Genomic DNA, 15,357 nt, shown 5'->3' on the forward strand with positions numbered 1-15,357 from the left:
TTAAATGCTATGTTTACAAAATCATTCAACTGAATTAACTTTGTAAACATAGGAAAGGTCCCAGACCGACCAAACGTCTGTGAGCAATTGTACTCATCAGCAACTGCTTTAAAATTTTATTATTTCATTTTTGATCCTAAAACCGATCTTTACCGTTATAAGCATGATTGTGCATCTAAATTTCGCAAGCCTAGGTCTGATTTTAAAACTTAACATTAAAAACGATGACTAAAAGTATTCTTCTAATGCTGACCGGATCCTTCTTCTCTTTTGTATTCAGTCAAAAAACATTCTCGCAGACCAGTAGTACAGCAGCCCCCGTCGAAACCCAGAAAGCAAATTCAGATTACAAGCCGGCTTTCACAGGTCAGACAAGAATTGGCAGTGTAAAGTCTACCACTGCTTATGAAGGCAAAGTTTTGACAGAAGAACTGAAAAATCCCTGGGGCATCACCAGTCTGCCTGATGGCCGGCTGATTATCACAGAAAAAGCGGGGACCATGCGCATTGTGACCACCGACGGAAAATTAGGCGCACCTATTACCGGAATTCCTGCTGTCAATGCGGACGGACAGGGAGGCTTGCTGGGCATCCGTGTCGATCCTGACTTTGAAAAAAACCGAATGGTTTACTGGGTGTTTTCACAAGCTCTGGCAAATGGCAACCTGACCGCCGTAGCGAAAGGTAAGCTTTCAGCAGACGAAAAGAAAATAGAAGGCGCAACTGTTATTTACCGTGCTACGCCTGCCTTTGCCAGTACTCTGCATTACGGAGGGCGTATTCTTTTTGACAAAGAGAATAATCTGATCATCAGCACAGGTGAGCGTTCCGACATTATCACAAGGCCTCAGGCGCAGCAGCTAAATTCAAGCTTGGGGAAAGTGATCCGCATCACCAAAGAAGGAAAGCCTGCCGCAGGTAATCCATTTATAGGCAAGGCCGGCGCTAAACCCGAACTCTATTCTTACGGACACCGGAATGTACAGGGGCTGGCATTTCATCCGGTTACGGGAGATCTGTGGGAAGTCGAATTCGGTCCAAGAGGCGGCGATGAGCTTAACCGGATTGAGCCTGGGAAAAATTACGGCTGGCCAACGATCACCTACGGTATCGAATACAGCGGTAAAAAAGTCGGCGAAGCGATTCAGCAAAAAGACGGGATGCAGCAGCCCGTTTATTATTGGGATCCGGTTGTTTCTCCAAGCGGAATCACCTTTTATAGCAGTGACAATATTCCTGAGTGGAAAAATAATTTATTTATTGGCGGGTTAAGCAGTATGCACATTGTCCGTCTGATCATTGAAAACAACAAAGTCGTAGGGGAAGAAAGGCTTCTTGAGGATCAACATCAGCGTTTTCGCGATATCACTGAGGGTAAAGACGGTGCGCTTTATGCAGTAACCGATCAGGGCAGACTCTACCGTATCGACAAAAAATAAGCACAGCGGTAGATCGTAATAAAAAGGGATTAAGAAATACACATCTATTTTGAGGACATATAATAATACCGGAACAACGTATCGAAAAGATATCGAAATCGGGGAAATTTGTGAGATATCGCCGTCATTTTTTATGGCAATTATTACCTAAAAGTGCATTAGGTAAATTATAAAAAAAACTAAAACCCTGGAAATCATTGGTTTTCAGGGTTTTAGTTTTTAAAAGACTGCCCTTGAAACCGGCGCCAGATTCAAAGGAATCGGCAATTGATAAATTATAATTTTCTTATTCTTATATTTTTGAAATAAACCTGATCGCCATGATCAGTAATCATGATGTGCCCGCCGGATGCTTTTGCATATTGGGGATAATCTACAAACTTGGTTGCGGCCACTTTTTCGAGAAAATCCTGACTGCCTCTTGTATATTCAACAATTTTAACACCATTCAGCCAATGCTCAACATGGTTTCCCTTCACAATAATGCCCACTTTATTCCACTCTCCCGCAGGTAATAGTTTCTTTCCTTTTGGCGCATACAGCAAATAAGCAGACCCGGTAGAAGAAACCCCGTCTGGGTCAGACATTATTTCCGGATGGTTTTTATCGTCAATAATCTGATACTCAATCCCCATCTGGGAAAACTTTTTTGTCTTTGCGTTTTGAATTGAATTCACCTGGTACTTGATACCGCTGTTTGCACCTTTGTTCAGCTTAAATTCGCATTCCAGTTCAAAATCACCGTAAGTTTCACGGGTAATAATATCGCCTCCTTTTCGGCCTTTCAAGACTGATAGAGTTCCATTTTCGACAACCCATCCTTTGGAAGGAACACTGTCAACAGAAGCTTTTCTCCATTTAGCAAGGTCTTTACCATCAAAGAGCACTTCCCACTTTTTTACCTGATTGGGGCTTACCTTACTTTCTGCAAAATGATCTGAGTAAAGATTCAGATTACTATGTACCAATGTCATGGCAAGCACAGTTACTAATAAAATCTCGGCTGTAATTTTCATTTTTTCTGAATTTAAATTGTGATTTAGGAATAGTCTTATCTGTTTTAATGCGGGCAAAAAATTACAATTTTTGTTATTCGTTGCTAATAGTCGAGCTGGGAATATAGTGAAATCGGGTACGTACCCGTAAAATTGCAACTATTTTTACAATTCCCTCACTTGGTTATATGTTTATTTAAAATTTTACTTACCGACCATTTAGCCATGTTTTGTATGGATAAATGGCACAAATCCCATATAAACAAAATTATTTGTCACAAAAAATTAGCAAGTGAATCTTATAACCTGCTTGTCGATTCTCTTATGATCAGTTCACCCGAAAGCGTGATCTGTTCGGCGGGAAAGTTGGTTTTACGGATATGTTTTAAAAGCAACTCACAAGCAATTTTACCAATTTCATAAGCAGGCTCTGCAACCGTTGACAAGGTAGGAGCGATAATTTCCGAAATCGGATCATTTGTAAATCCGATAACGCCAACTTCTTTACCAACCTGAATATGCATTTTTTTTAGGGCTATAATGGCTCCTATCCCTTTTCTGTCATTTACGGCAAATATGGCGTCAGGGGTATTTTCTTTACCCTCGAAAAGCTTTGTAACATCCTTCTCGCCATCTTTTTGGGAAAAGCCTGAATGAATAATTAAATCCTGATTTGCCGGCAGGTTATGTTTTTCCAGGGCGTTGCGATAACCTCTTAGCCTGTTTTCAGTGAAAAACAATTCCTTAGGTCCTGTGATGTGGGCTATTTTCCTGTACCCGCAGTCGACCAGGTGTTCGACAGCTGCAAATGCTCCGTTGTAATCATCCTGCATCACTTTGGAGGTCTCAATGGTACTGGCAACACGGTCAAAAAATACGACCGGCAGGCCATCGTCAATCATTTCCTGGAAATGGGCATAATTACTGGCATCTGAAGAAACGCAGGCCAGCAAACCATCCAGACTGCTTTCGGACAGGTTCTTAACAATTTTCAACTCAATTTCCGGAGAGTCATTGGTTAGGTACAAAATAATATTGAAACCGTTGCTTTGAGCTATTTCCTGAATACCTGTTATAACGGTCGAAAAATAATAATTGGTAATGGTAGGAATGATTACACCAATATTATGTGTGCTTCTATGCACCAGGCCGGTAGCGTTGAAATTAGGCTTGTAATTTAATTCGACGGCCATGTCCAGTACTTTTTGTCTGGTTTCGATACTTACATCATACTTGTCTCTAAGCGCGCGAGAAACCGTAGCCACCGAAATATTCAGCGATTTGGCAATGTCTTTTATTGTAATATATCGTCGGCGCATGAGCGTTTAATTCCTATACAATTATTGGTAAAGTTTTATTTTTAAACACAACTACAAATTACGCCAATCTGGCATCTTTCCCCAGTTTTTTGTCTCATTTTTCTAGCTGTTAATTGTCTGAGTTTCCGATAACGTTTACGTAAACGTTACCGGAAACGTTTACGCTATTATTTTTCATTATTCATACTATTGGTCAAATAAAACATCGTAAAATTGCCCTTGTCCAGAATTTAATTTTGATAATATCAAATAACACAAGTCCTTATTTCTTCAAAAATGAAATTATCGAAATATGTCATTGTGAATTATTCAAAGTCTTAACGAGCATTCGCTAACAATGTATTAAATATTTAACTAAAGCTTATTATATGGAATCTAAACTACTAATGAAGCGGCTGTCAAGAGTCATGTTCTTTTTCCTGTTTCTGACAGCTCCCGGCTGGCTGTACAGCCAAAGTCTCAGGGACGTAAAAGGAACTATAACTGATAGTTTAGCGAACACTGGTTTGCCAGGAGTAACCGTAATTGTGAAAGGTACCCAACGGGGAACTACTACCGATGTTGAAGGCCGGTATACTATTCAGGCCTCTGAAAACGAAATTCTTTCATTCAGTTTTGTAGGATATAGTCTTAAAGAATTTCCTGTCGGAACAAAATCTATTCTGGATGTTGCGCTTCAGCCCAGTGTTAATGCCCTGGATGAGCTGGTTGTTGTAGGATACGGAACTATGAAAAAAAGCGATCTGACAGGTGCTGCGATCCGGCTTGATGCAAAAACATTCAAAAATCAGCCCATGACACAGCTGACAGACATGCTTACCGGAACAGTTGCCGGGTTTAATGCTAATCAGTCTACCACAGCGTCGGGAGGAAGTTCAATGCAAATCAGGGGACCCAAGTCGCTGAATGCAACATCGAACCCGATGGTGGTTATGGACGGTGTGATTTTTAACGGAAGTGTTTCTGATATAAATCCTGCCGACATTGAAACCATGGATATTTTAAAAGATGCAAGTTCGGCCGCTGTATTTGGCGCAAGAGCTGCCGGCGGGGTAATTCTGATCACCACCAAAAAAGGCACGGCCAGCAAACCGGTTATCAATTTTTCCACTAATGTCGGGGTGACCCAGCCAACACATGCTTTCAAAGCTTTTGACGCACAAGGATACATGACTTTCAGAAGGGATGTGCTCAGGTCCATAAACCCGAACAATCCGTCTTATTATTACGACAATCCAAGCAAATTACCCTCCGGTGTCACACTGGACCAGTGGAGAAGTGCCAGCAATAATCCTCAGGCCGATAACACCCAGGAATGGCTGGGACGTCTTAGGTTCTTTCCGATTGAAACCCAAAATTATCTGGCCGGTAAAACAGTTGACTGGTATAAAGAGGTTATGCAAACCGGCCTGCGCCAGAACTATGACGTAAGTATTGGTGGCGGAACTAAAAATGCTACATACTATTGGTCTGTCGGATATCAGAATAATGAAGGACTAGTCCGGGGAGACAAATTCTCCACTTTACGTTCCAGATTGAATGTGGATTTTAAAGTGACCGACTGGCTTAATGTTGGTATAAATTCGCAGTTCGCGGATCGCAATGAGAGCGGTGTTCCGGCAAATCTCTCACAAATGTATCTGATGAGCCCGTACGGCTCGATGAATAATCCTGATGGAAGTCTAGCCTGGTACCCTAACAGTTTTACAGCGGCTAACCCACTGATCAATTATTACGGACAGGACAAACTTAGAAAAATAAATTCCCTCTTCGCTTCTTTGTATGCCAAGCTGAAACTGCCTTTTGGTTTTGATTATAAGATCTCGTTTCAACCACGCTACGAGTTTATGAAGGATTATGATTTCTGGCCATCTACAACATTGGACGGGGGATCTGTCCGCTCAAAGGGATATGGTACCCGGGACGACGGCTCCACGTATGAATACATTTTCGATAATTTGCTGCACTGGAACAAGGAGGTGGGGATACATCACTTTGACCTGACACTCCTTTACAGTTCAGAAAGAAAAAGGGATTGGTTATCGTCGATGAGCAACCAGACTTTTGTGCCAAACCAAAATCTGGGCTTCGATGGGCTGCAATATGGTACCAACCCCACTGTATTTACTAATGATACACAGATTACAGGTGATGCGGCAATGGCTCGGTTGAATTACACCTTGCTTGGTAAATATCTCTTTACGGGCTCTGTGAGAAGAGACGGTTACTCGGCTTTTGGCACCAAAAAGCCTCGCGCAACCTTCCCTGCTGCTGCATTTGCATGGAAGTTATCGGAAGAAAAGTTTTTTCACCTTGATTTTATAAGCCAGTTGAAATTAAGGCTGTCATGGGGCGTGAATGGAAACCGGGATATTGGTGCTTATTCGGCTCTGGCACAAATGCAGTCTACCCAGTATTACGACGGCTCTAATGTTCAGGTTGGGGTATATAATAGTTCACTTGCAAATCCCAATCTTGTTTGGGAAAAAACCAAATCCGTTAATTTAGGTATGGATGTGGGTTTTTTAAAAAACCGTCTGGATGTCAGTATGGAATATTATAATATGACGACAACGGACCTTCTAATGAACCGCTTGCTTCCTGAAATTACAGGATTTAAAAATATCACCTCCAACCTTGGTCAATTAGGAAATAAGGGGTTTGAAATGACAATAAATACCATTAACACCGATAAGCGAAATTTTAGCTGGAGATCCAATCTGGTTTTTTCTTTAAACAGAAATAAGATCAAAAGATTGTTCGGTGACTATAAGGAACAGGTTGTAGACGGAAAAACGATTAAATCAGAACTTCCTGACTATACAAATGAATGGTTTCCCGGACAAGCTATCGACAGGGTATGGAATTACAAGGTTACAGGAATTTGGAAAACGACTGAAAAAGACGCTGCTGCAGTTTATAAACTTCAGCCAGGGGATTTTAAAGCGGTGGATGTTGATGGCAACGGAAAATACGAAGCGCTGGCGGATAAACAGTTTATAGGTTACCGTCAGCCCCGTTTTCGCCTTGGATTAAGAAATGAATTTACATTTTTTAAGAATTTCTCCGCATCCATATTTCTCCGAAGCGAACTAGGTAATATCGCACCATTTGCAGAAGGGCTGCGCACAGGCGGCTCAGATACCTATGACAGAAGAAATACCAATGATTTCCCTTATTGGACTCCTGAAAATCAGATTAATGACTATCCTCGACTGACCACCAATACGAATGTTTTTGGAGGTGGTATTAAAATGTATAAGTCGCTTTCCTTCGTACGGGTTCAGGATGTTTCGGTTTCCTATGCCTTACCGGCATCTCTGGCAGAACGTCTTAAACTTGGCAGCCTTAGAGTGTTTGCCTCCGGCAGAAATATTTACACGATTACTAAATGGCCTGGTTGGGATCCGGAAGGATGGGACGCCAATGGAAATAACGTACCAATGCCCAAGAATATAACCCTGGGCCTGAATCTGTCATTGTAATTTTAATAAGAAACTAAAAAGTAGAAAATCATGAAAAGCCTGATCACTATATCTCTGCTATCGGTCATTCTGCTGCTGACACAAACGTCCTGTAACAAAGAATGGCTCAAACCTGAACCCCTTTCCTTTTTTAGCCCTGAAAATGTCTACGTTGACCAGGCAGGTTTTGAATCCCTGCTAGTTACAATGAGAAAGGACATTAAAAATGAGAATACGGCAAATACGACCACCTTGATGCCCAATCTTACGATGGAGTTCGCAGCTTCTGATCTGGCCTCACCCTGGTCTCAGCTGGACTTTTATAATCTGACACCTAATACAGATCAGTATTACCAGTTTCTGGGCATGTTTACGGTCATGTATTCCTCGATTAAAAATGCCAACGTTTTGATTTCACGGATTGATGATATCAAGTGGGATTCTGAAAAGAGCAGAAATGTAATATTAGCAGAGGCCTACTGGCACAGGGCTTACTGGTATTACCGGCTTGTGAATTCTTACGGCGATGTCCCCTTTATCAATGAAGAAATACAGGGAGCTAAACTTGATTTCCAATCACATAGCCGGTGGACGATACTTGAAAAACTTCAGTCGGATCTTGAATTTGCGGTGCAATGGCTTCCGGCAACGGCCAAAGCAGGAACCATTTCACAAGGTGCAGCAAATCACTTGCTGGCAAAAGTATATCTGGCCAATACTCAATTTGAAAAGGCCATAGAAGCAGCATCGCGGGTGATCAATGGCCCATATGCGCTAATGACACAACGATTCGGGATTGATGCTGCCAAACCGGTACGGAACCTGATATGGGACTTGCACCGTCCCAAAAATTATAATACTGCCCAGAATACCGAGACGATCCTGGCTTCTGTCGACCGTTTTGAAGCACCTCCCGGGGCAAGATCTGTCGGACTTTATACCATGCGTATGTACAATTGCCAATGGTTTCAACCACAGGTACTTGATAGCCAGGGCAAGCCCGGCATGGTAGCAAGTGGCCCTATGTATGATTCTTTGGGAAGAGGTAATGCGAATGTGCGCCTAACCGGATTTTACCAATACGATATATGGTCATACAAAGGAGACAACTGGCGCACCACACCCGATCTTAGAAGAAGTGATATCAACTGGGTCGATATTCACGAACTGAAATACAATAACCCTGCCTCGGTGGATTTTGGAAAACCATTGAATATAAATAATCTGGCAGCTAAGGTAGATACTTTTAAACATGTGTATGCCATGCCTTATTATATCATGTACAATCCCCAGGATGATCCGAAAGCAGTACCAATGGGCGGTAACGGAGACTGGTATGTATTCAGGTTGGCCGATACTTATTTGCTAAGGGCCGAAGCATACTACTGGAAAAACCAGCTTGCTCTCGCTGCCGACGATATCAATAAAATCAGACAGCGTGCAAAAGCACTTCCTGTTTCAGCTGGTGAGCTAAACATCGATTTCATTATGAACGAGCGTGCACGTGAACTATTCGCCGAAGAACCACGGCACTCAGAGTTGGTAAGAGTATCTTATATCATGGCAAAATCGAATCTGGGCGGGTATTCTTTAAGCAATTTCAGTGGAAAAAATTACTTCTACGACCGGGTGATGAAATATAACAATACCTATACAAAGAAAATCCAGTTGCTGGGCAATACTGCGAACATGGCACCCTTTCATGTGCTGTGGCCAATTCCATCGCTTGTAATAACCGCAAATACGAAAGGGGTGATCAACCAGAATATCGGATATAATGGAGCTGAAAAAAATATCCCGCCTCTGACCGTTATTGAATGATTTGTCAGCGAGGTTATCGAAAATAACATTTTAACATCATCATTATGAAGCTCCTTTTCAGTTCAGCATTTTTTATAACGGCCATTACTTTGATTTCAGGCGGATTTATTCCAATGGACAAATCAAACCAGGATTCTTTACCCGGGGTTGAATTTAAAGAAAGAAAATCCGAAAAAAGAGTGGATGTTACCGTAAATGGCAAGCTATTTACTTCCTATGCCTGGCCTGACACGGTCATGAAACCGATTCTTTATCCGGTGCTTACCTCTGCAGGAACCGAAATCACCCGAGGGTTTCCTCTGAAAACAAGAGGTGGGGAACGAGCAGATCATCCGCACCATATCGGAATATGGTTAAATTATGGCGATGTAAACGGTTACGATTTTTGGGGTAATTCCTACGAAATCCCGGCAAACATCAGGAAAGTGCACTGCGGAAAAATAAAACACCTTGGAATTGAAAAGGTAACGGCAGGGGCCGGTGAAGGATCTATGATTACAAAGGCAAGCTGGATTGATCCTTTTGGCAATGAAGTTCTGGCAGAACGAACCGAATACCATTTTATCGCCCAGGGATCAATCCGGATCATAGACAGAATTACAACGCTGACAGCCACCCATGGAGACGTGAAAATGAAAGATACAAAGGAGGGAATGTTCGGTATCCGCGTTGCCCGTCAGCTTGAATTGCCTTTAAAGGATGAAGTAACTTTGACTGACGCGTTGGGTAATCCAACGAAAGTTAAAAAAATGGACAATGAAGGTGTGACGGGAAATTATAGAAGCAGTGAAGGAATTACAGGTGAGCGCGTGTGGGGAACAAGGGCCAAATGGATGGATCTATACGGAAGTATTGGCTCTGAAAAAATATCTCTGGTCATCAGTGACCATCCCAAAAACCTGAGCTATCCGACCTACTGGCATGCAAGAGGATATGGACTGTTATGCACAAATCCCTTTGGCGTAAAAGATTTCACAAAAGGGAAAGAGGCATTGAACTACCAGATCGCTGACGGTAAATCGCTGACTTTGAGATACCGCGTCATTGTGAGCTCAGGCAATCATTTAACCGATGCTCAAATCGGTGCCCTGTCAGAGCAGTTCGCAAAGAAATATCAGTAAGGATCTTATACAGCTTTTTTTATAGTTGTTAAATGCCGCCCAGCAGTCGGATCAGTTTAACAGATCATCATTTAACTTACAATTGTCATGACTCAAAGAAGAGAATTTATTAAGAAAAGCCTGTTTGGAACTGCCGGAATTGCTATCGGCGGCATGGGGTTCAGCCGCAAATCCTATGATTCCATTGCGGGCGCCAATGAACGTATCAATGTTGCCGTAATAGGTATCAGCGGTCGCGGCAAGGACCATATCAGTAATTACTGCAATATTAAAGACAGCAGCAATGTAAGAATTAAAACGCTGTGCGACGTGGACGAAAAGTTTTGGGCCGAAGGCGTCAGGACAGTGACTGAAAAGTCTGGGACCAAGCCCTTGACGGAATGGGATATGCGCAAGGTTTTTGACGACAAGGATATCCATGCCGTATCATTTGCCACCCCAAATCACTGGCACGCATTGGGTACGATCTGGGCTTGCCAGGCAGGCAAACATGTTTATGTAGAAAAACCCGCCTCCCATAATGTTTTTGAAGGAAGAAAAATGATTGAAGCGGCCCGGAAATATAATGTCAGGGTGCAGTGCGGATTTCAGAACCGTTCGATCGCTAATGTCATGGAAGCAATGAAATTTCTGCATAATGGCGGTATTGGACAGGTTTATTCTGCCCGTGGAACGTGTATCAAACCTAGGGATTCATTCGGTTTTGCAAAGGATAGTACACCACCGTCCACACTGCATTACGATCAATGGCTGGGTCCGGTACCCTACAGGCGCTATAATGAAAAAAGAGGGCACTACAACTGGCACTGGTTTTGGGATACGGGAAATGGAGACACCGGAAACCAGGGACCTCATCAGTTTGACATTGCCCGCTGGGGTCTTAACAAAAACGAACACCCGGTATCTGTTTACTCTGCCGGGGGAATTTACGGGATTAATCCTGAGGAGTGCGCCCAGCAAACACCCAACACCCAGACTTCGCTGTTTAAATATGACGATGGAAAAATGCTTGAGTTTGAAACCCGGGGCCGTTATTCCAATGCAGAATCCAGCCTTGATATCCGTGTAGGAAATGTTTTTTATGGAACTGATGGCTATCTGGAATTAGATGGCGGCAAATGGAAAGCCTTTCGTAAACGCGAAACAGAGCCTTTTGTCGCTTCAAAACCGGAAGCAAAGAAAGTTACTGATCCAACTTTCAGACTGGCTGCCGGGGGCGGAGAGCATTACGCCAATTTTCTTGATGCCATAAGACTGGGGAAAGATGATATGTTGAACTGCGATATCAATGAAGGTTTTTATTCGACCACACTTCCGCTGATTGCCAATATTTCTTACCGGCTCGGACGTGAACTTAAATTTATGGGCGATTATGAGAAGTTTGCCAATGATTCCGAAGCGGATACCATGTTAACAGCGGTTTACCGCAAACCGTATGTAGTTCCTGATCAGGTTTAATATGACACAAAAAAGTTAGAATCAACGCAAATCAACCTATATTAAAAAATGAATAAACGGGAATTTTTAAAACTGACCGGGTTAAGTGGACTTGGTTTGGCAGGAAGTACCTTGACTCAGAGTTGTACTATCAGTAAAGCAAGTTCCGAACTGCCCGAGATAAAAAAACAGGCAACCGGAGCTCACCGCCAGACTTTCAATATGTCCGGATATTCGGCGCCTAAAATCGATACGGTCCGTATAGGATATATTGGTTTGGGTAACAGAGGCGGGGGAGCAATCAAGCGGATCATTCACCTGGATAATGTTGAAGTAAAGGCGCTCTGCGACCTTCGGCCGGAGTATGCAAATGCTGCTCTAAAGACCTTCGAAGAAACCTCTCACAAGCCAACACTTTATTCCGGGAATGAAAATGAATGGAAAAAAGTTTGTGAAAGGGATGATATTGATCTCATCTACATTTGCACACCCTGGAGTTTGCATACACCCATGGCGTTGTATGCCATGGAGCATGGCAAGCATGTAGCCTGCGAAATCCCTATTGCAACAACGGTAGAAGATTGCTGGAAGCTTGTTGAAACATCGGAACGCACCAAAAAGCATTGCATGATGCTGGAAAACTGCTGTTATGATTTCTTTGAAATGCTGACACTGAATATGGCCCGTCAGGGATTCTTTGGTGAGATTATTCATGTGGAAGGCGCTTATATCCATAATATTTATGAATCCTTCTTTGATAAAAACAAAAGGTATAACCAATGGCGTCTGAGAGAAAATGAGAAAAACGGAAATCTTTATCCCACGCATGGTTTAGGTCCTGTTTGCCAGGCATTGAATATCAACCGGGGAGATAAAATGGACTTTCTGGTTTCTACTGCCAGCAATGATTTTATGATCGCGTCTAAAGCACATGAAATGGCGCAGATCGATCCGGTATTCAAGGAATTTGATGGAAAAACTTTCCGTGGTAATATGAATACAACCACGATCCGTACCCAGAAAGGAAAAACCATTATGCTGCAGCATGATGTGACCTCGCCGCGGCCATATTCCCGGATCCACCTGATTAGCGGCACAAAAGGTACAGCCCTTAAATATCCCTTGCCCGGACGTATCTCACAAGGTCATGAATGGCTTTCCGAGGAAGATATTAATGTGTTGGAAAAGAAATATGAACCAGCCATTGTCAAGAGAATAGGTGAACTGGCTGTAAAAGTAGGCGGACATGGAGGAATGGATTTTCTGATGGACTGGCGTCTGATCGACTGCCTTCGGAATGGTTTGCCCCTGGATCAGGATGTTTATGACGCGGCCTCATGGAGTGTTATTTTTCCATTAACACAGTGGTCGGTAGCTAACCGTTCCAATTCTATTGATATCCCTGACTTTACTTCCGGTGCATGGAAAACCAATCAGCCAGTGGATATAGAGCTGAAGAAAGGAGGAAATACCCAAGTGAAGGCATAAGAAATGTCAGTTATTTATTTTAATCGAATTAAACAAAACGTTTAGATGAAAATCGTTATATCTAATACAGATAAGGAATTAGGTGAGTTGGCGGGAAAAAAAGCAGCAGATCTAATCCGCCAGGCTATATCCGAAAAAGGAATGGCTAATATCATATTGGCCACAGGTACAAGCCAGTTTGAAACCATAAATCAATTGATACTGGAGCAAAACATTGACTGGTCGAAGGTCACCATGTTTCATTTAGATGAATACATTGGTATGAAGGCGACACACCCTGCCAGCTTCAGAAAATACCTGACAGAACGTTTCCTGAATAAAGTACCGGCCTTAAAATCAAGTTTCCTGATTAGCGGGGAAACAGATGCCCTTGAAGAAACCAAACGTCTTGGAAAACTCATCAATGAGCATCCTATCGATGTGGCTCTTGTAGGAGTCGGCGAAAACGGGCATTTGGCATTTAATGATCCTCCGGCAGATTTTGAAACAGAAGTGCCTTATTTGGTTGTGGACCTGGATGAGCCTTGCCGAAAACAGCAGATGAGAGAGGGATGGTTTGCCACGCTGGAAGAAGTGCCAAAGCAAGCCATCAGTATGTCTGTAAAACAAATCATGAAATCGACCAGCATTATTTGCTCGGTACCGGATCAGCGAAAAGCGACGGCAGTAAAGGATAGTATCGAGCAGAAAATCAGTAATTTATTCCCAGCCAGTGTGCTACAGGAGCATCCGGATTGCATTTTCTATCTGGATAAATCATCTGCCAGCCTTCTGTCTCTTGAAAATGTTTCCTGAAATCAGGTTTAAAATTGCCACATGAAAAAGCCTGAACTGGTTGCAGTAAATAATTTAAGCCGCCGTGAAACCAACATCTCAATCTTCTTGATTGGACTTATGTTTTTTATTTTCGGCTTTGTGTCGTGGGTCAACTCCATTTTAATTCCTTACTTTAAAATTGCCTGCGAACTGACCAGCTTCCAGGCTTATCTGGTCGCATTTGCTTTTTACATTGCATATTTTGTAATGTCGGTACCTTCGTCCTATCTTTTGAAGGCTGTGGGGTTTAAAAAAGGTATGATGTTTGGTTTCTGGGCCATGGCATTGGGCGCATTCATTTTTGTGCCCGCGGCCATGACCCGTACCTATGAATTTTTCCTTTTAGGACTTTTTACAATCGGCGTTGGCCTTGCCATACTGCAGACGGCCACCAATCCTTACCTTACTCTTCTGGGCCCCAAGGAGCGCGCCGCGCAACGGATCAGCATTATAGGCATCTGCAACAAATTTGCTGGAATATTGTCGCCCATTATTTTCGCAGCTGTGATCCTGCGCCCAACGGATACTGACCTTTTCACCCGGCTTGGTCCAATGACAGAGTTCGAACGAGGCGCCGCATTGGATGAGCTTATCCGCAGGGTTATTAATCCTTACATCGGACTGGGCAGCTTTCTTTTTGTTCTCGGATTTTTGGTCTATCGATCTCCGCTTCCGGAAATTGATACCGAGCATGAAGATAAAATCCTGGCCACCGCCAACGCCGGGAAAACAAGCATTTTCCAGTTTCCACACTTGATTTTGGGTGCACTTGCTATTTTTCTTCATGTAGGAACACAGGTAATTGCGATTGATACCATTATCGGTTATGCCAATTCGATGAATATTGATCTTTTGGAAGCCAAAGCGTTTCCTTCCTATACACTGTCATGCACTATTTGTGGTTACCTGATCGGTATTATGGTGATCCCCAAATTTATCAGCCAGGTACATACTCTAAGAATCTGTGCTATTTTAGGTGCCATTTTTACCTTGTTGATCATATTTGCCAAAGGGCAGTTCAGTTTCCTGGGACACAGCACTGATATTTCGATCTGGTTTGTGGCGTTGCTCGGACTTGCCAATTCCCTGGTGTGGGCCGGAATATGGCCTTTGGCATTGGATAATCTGGGACGGTTTACCAAGCTTGGCGGCTCGGTGATGATCATGGGACTTTGCGGTAATGCGATCATGCCACTGCTATATGGCCATTTTGCAGATGCGTATAATGCCCGCCTGGCGTACTGGGTACTATTTCCTTGTTATTTATATCTGATTTTTTACGCTGTAAAAGGTCATAAATTGCGTAAATGGTGCAGATGACATTCAGCGGTTCAGCTTAACCAAAGACTTATATGTTAGCTCCGGAATACTTTTAATACTTGACCGTTGGGTTGTTTTTCAGAATAGCTGCATCCTGATCATCTCAAAAACACTTAAAATCTTATGTAAAGTAAAAA

At 42.8% G+C, this 15,357-nt stretch carries 10 protein-coding genes; 8 read left to right on the forward strand and 2 right to left on the reverse strand.

All coding sequences use genetic code 11. The features are described 5' to 3' along the window. Positions 1 to 224: 224 nt before the first annotated feature. On the forward strand, positions 225 to 1,439 hold the full coding sequence (locus FDK13_RS30895) for a PQQ-dependent sugar dehydrogenase (RefSeq protein WP_137343883.1): 1,215 nt from the start codon (positions 225 to 227) through the stop codon (positions 1,437 to 1,439). A gap of 275 nt (positions 1,440 to 1,714) precedes the next feature. Here FDK13_RS30895 and FDK13_RS30900 read toward each other — a convergent pair whose 3' ends face one another. Together FDK13_RS30900 and FDK13_RS30905 are read right to left on the reverse strand one after the other, a co-directional pair. Then, complete coding sequence (locus tag FDK13_RS30900) at positions 1,715 to 2,455, reverse strand: 3-keto-disaccharide hydrolase (RefSeq protein WP_137343884.1); 741 nt, start codon at positions 2,453 to 2,455, stop codon at positions 1,715 to 1,717. Positions 2,456 to 2,733: 278 nt separating this feature from the next. Continuing rightward, the gene (locus FDK13_RS30905; RefSeq protein WP_137343885.1) at positions 2,734 to 3,753 is read right to left on the reverse strand and encodes a LacI family DNA-binding transcriptional regulator; all 1,020 of its coding nucleotides are present in this window, start codon (positions 3,751 to 3,753) and stop codon (positions 2,734 to 2,736) included. Positions 3,754 to 4,121: 368 nt separating this feature from the next. On the opposite strand from FDK13_RS30905, the gene FDK13_RS30910 reads away from it, so the two are divergent. The 7 genes from FDK13_RS30910 (at position 4,122) to FDK13_RS30940 (ending at position 15,220) form a co-directional block, all read left to right on the forward strand. After that, on the forward strand, positions 4,122 to 7,238 hold the full coding sequence (locus tag FDK13_RS30910; RefSeq protein ID WP_229216293.1) for a SusC/RagA family TonB-linked outer membrane protein: 3,117 nt from the start codon (positions 4,122 to 4,124) through the stop codon (positions 7,236 to 7,238). A gap of 30 nt (positions 7,239 to 7,268) precedes the next feature. Then, positions 7,269 to 9,038: a RagB/SusD family nutrient uptake outer membrane protein gene (locus tag FDK13_RS30915; RefSeq protein WP_137343886.1), complete on the forward strand. Its 1,770-nt coding sequence runs from the start codon at positions 7,269 to 7,271 to the stop codon at positions 9,036 to 9,038. Between the two features lie 44 nt (positions 9,039 to 9,082). Next, positions 9,083 to 10,159, forward strand: a complete 1,077-nt coding sequence (locus FDK13_RS30920; protein ID WP_137343887.1) for a DUF6807 domain-containing protein — start codon at positions 9,083 to 9,085, stop codon at positions 10,157 to 10,159. Positions 10,160 to 10,246: 87 nt separating this feature from the next. After that, a complete protein-coding gene (locus tag FDK13_RS30925) occupies positions 10,247 to 11,617 on the forward strand; it encodes a Gfo/Idh/MocA family protein (protein ID WP_137343888.1) in 1,371 nt (456 codons plus the stop codon). Between the two features lie 48 nt (positions 11,618 to 11,665). Next, positions 11,666 to 13,084 carry a Gfo/Idh/MocA family protein gene (locus tag FDK13_RS30930; RefSeq protein ID WP_137343889.1) on the forward strand — a complete coding sequence of 473 codons (1,419 nt, stop codon included), beginning with the start codon at positions 11,666 to 11,668 and terminating at the stop codon, positions 13,082 to 13,084. Between the two features lie 45 nt (positions 13,085 to 13,129). Next, positions 13,130 to 13,879, forward strand: coding sequence for a glucosamine-6-phosphate deaminase (locus tag FDK13_RS30935; protein ID WP_137343890.1), 750 nt, complete (start codon positions 13,130 to 13,132; stop codon positions 13,877 to 13,879). 21 nt (positions 13,880 to 13,900) lie between these two features. Continuing rightward, positions 13,901 to 15,220, forward strand: a complete 1,320-nt coding sequence (locus tag FDK13_RS30940; RefSeq protein ID WP_137343891.1) for a sugar MFS transporter — start codon at positions 13,901 to 13,903, stop codon at positions 15,218 to 15,220. Positions 15,221 to 15,357 lie beyond the last annotated feature (137 nt).

Source organism: Dyadobacter frigoris, assembly GCF_005280585.1.
GTDB lineage: Bacteria > Bacteroidota > Bacteroidia > Cytophagales > Spirosomataceae > Dyadobacter > Dyadobacter frigoris.

Coding starts and splice junctions, on each gene's coding strand:
- FDK13_RS30895 (WP_137343883.1), top strand. CDS start 225: ATGACTAAAAGTATTCTTCTAATGCTGACCGGATCCTTCTTCTCTTTT.
- FDK13_RS30900 (WP_137343884.1), bottom strand. CDS start 2,455: ATGAAAATTACAGCCGAGATTTTATTAGTAACTGTGCTTGCCATGACA.
- FDK13_RS30905 (WP_137343885.1), bottom strand. CDS start 3,753: ATGCGCCGACGATATATTACAATAAAAGACATTGCCAAATCGCTGAAT.
- FDK13_RS30910 (WP_229216293.1), top strand. CDS start 4,122: ATGGAATCTAAACTACTAATGAAGCGGCTGTCAAGAGTCATGTTCTTT.
- FDK13_RS30915 (WP_137343886.1), top strand. CDS start 7,269: ATGAAAAGCCTGATCACTATATCTCTGCTATCGGTCATTCTGCTGCTG.
- FDK13_RS30920 (WP_137343887.1), top strand. CDS start 9,083: ATGAAGCTCCTTTTCAGTTCAGCATTTTTTATAACGGCCATTACTTTG.
- FDK13_RS30925 (WP_137343888.1), top strand. CDS start 10,247: ATGACTCAAAGAAGAGAATTTATTAAGAAAAGCCTGTTTGGAACTGCC.
- FDK13_RS30930 (WP_137343889.1), top strand. CDS start 11,666: ATGAATAAACGGGAATTTTTAAAACTGACCGGGTTAAGTGGACTTGGT.
- FDK13_RS30935 (WP_137343890.1), top strand. CDS start 13,130: ATGAAAATCGTTATATCTAATACAGATAAGGAATTAGGTGAGTTGGCG.
- FDK13_RS30940 (WP_137343891.1), top strand. CDS start 13,901: ATGAAAAAGCCTGAACTGGTTGCAGTAAATAATTTAAGCCGCCGTGAA.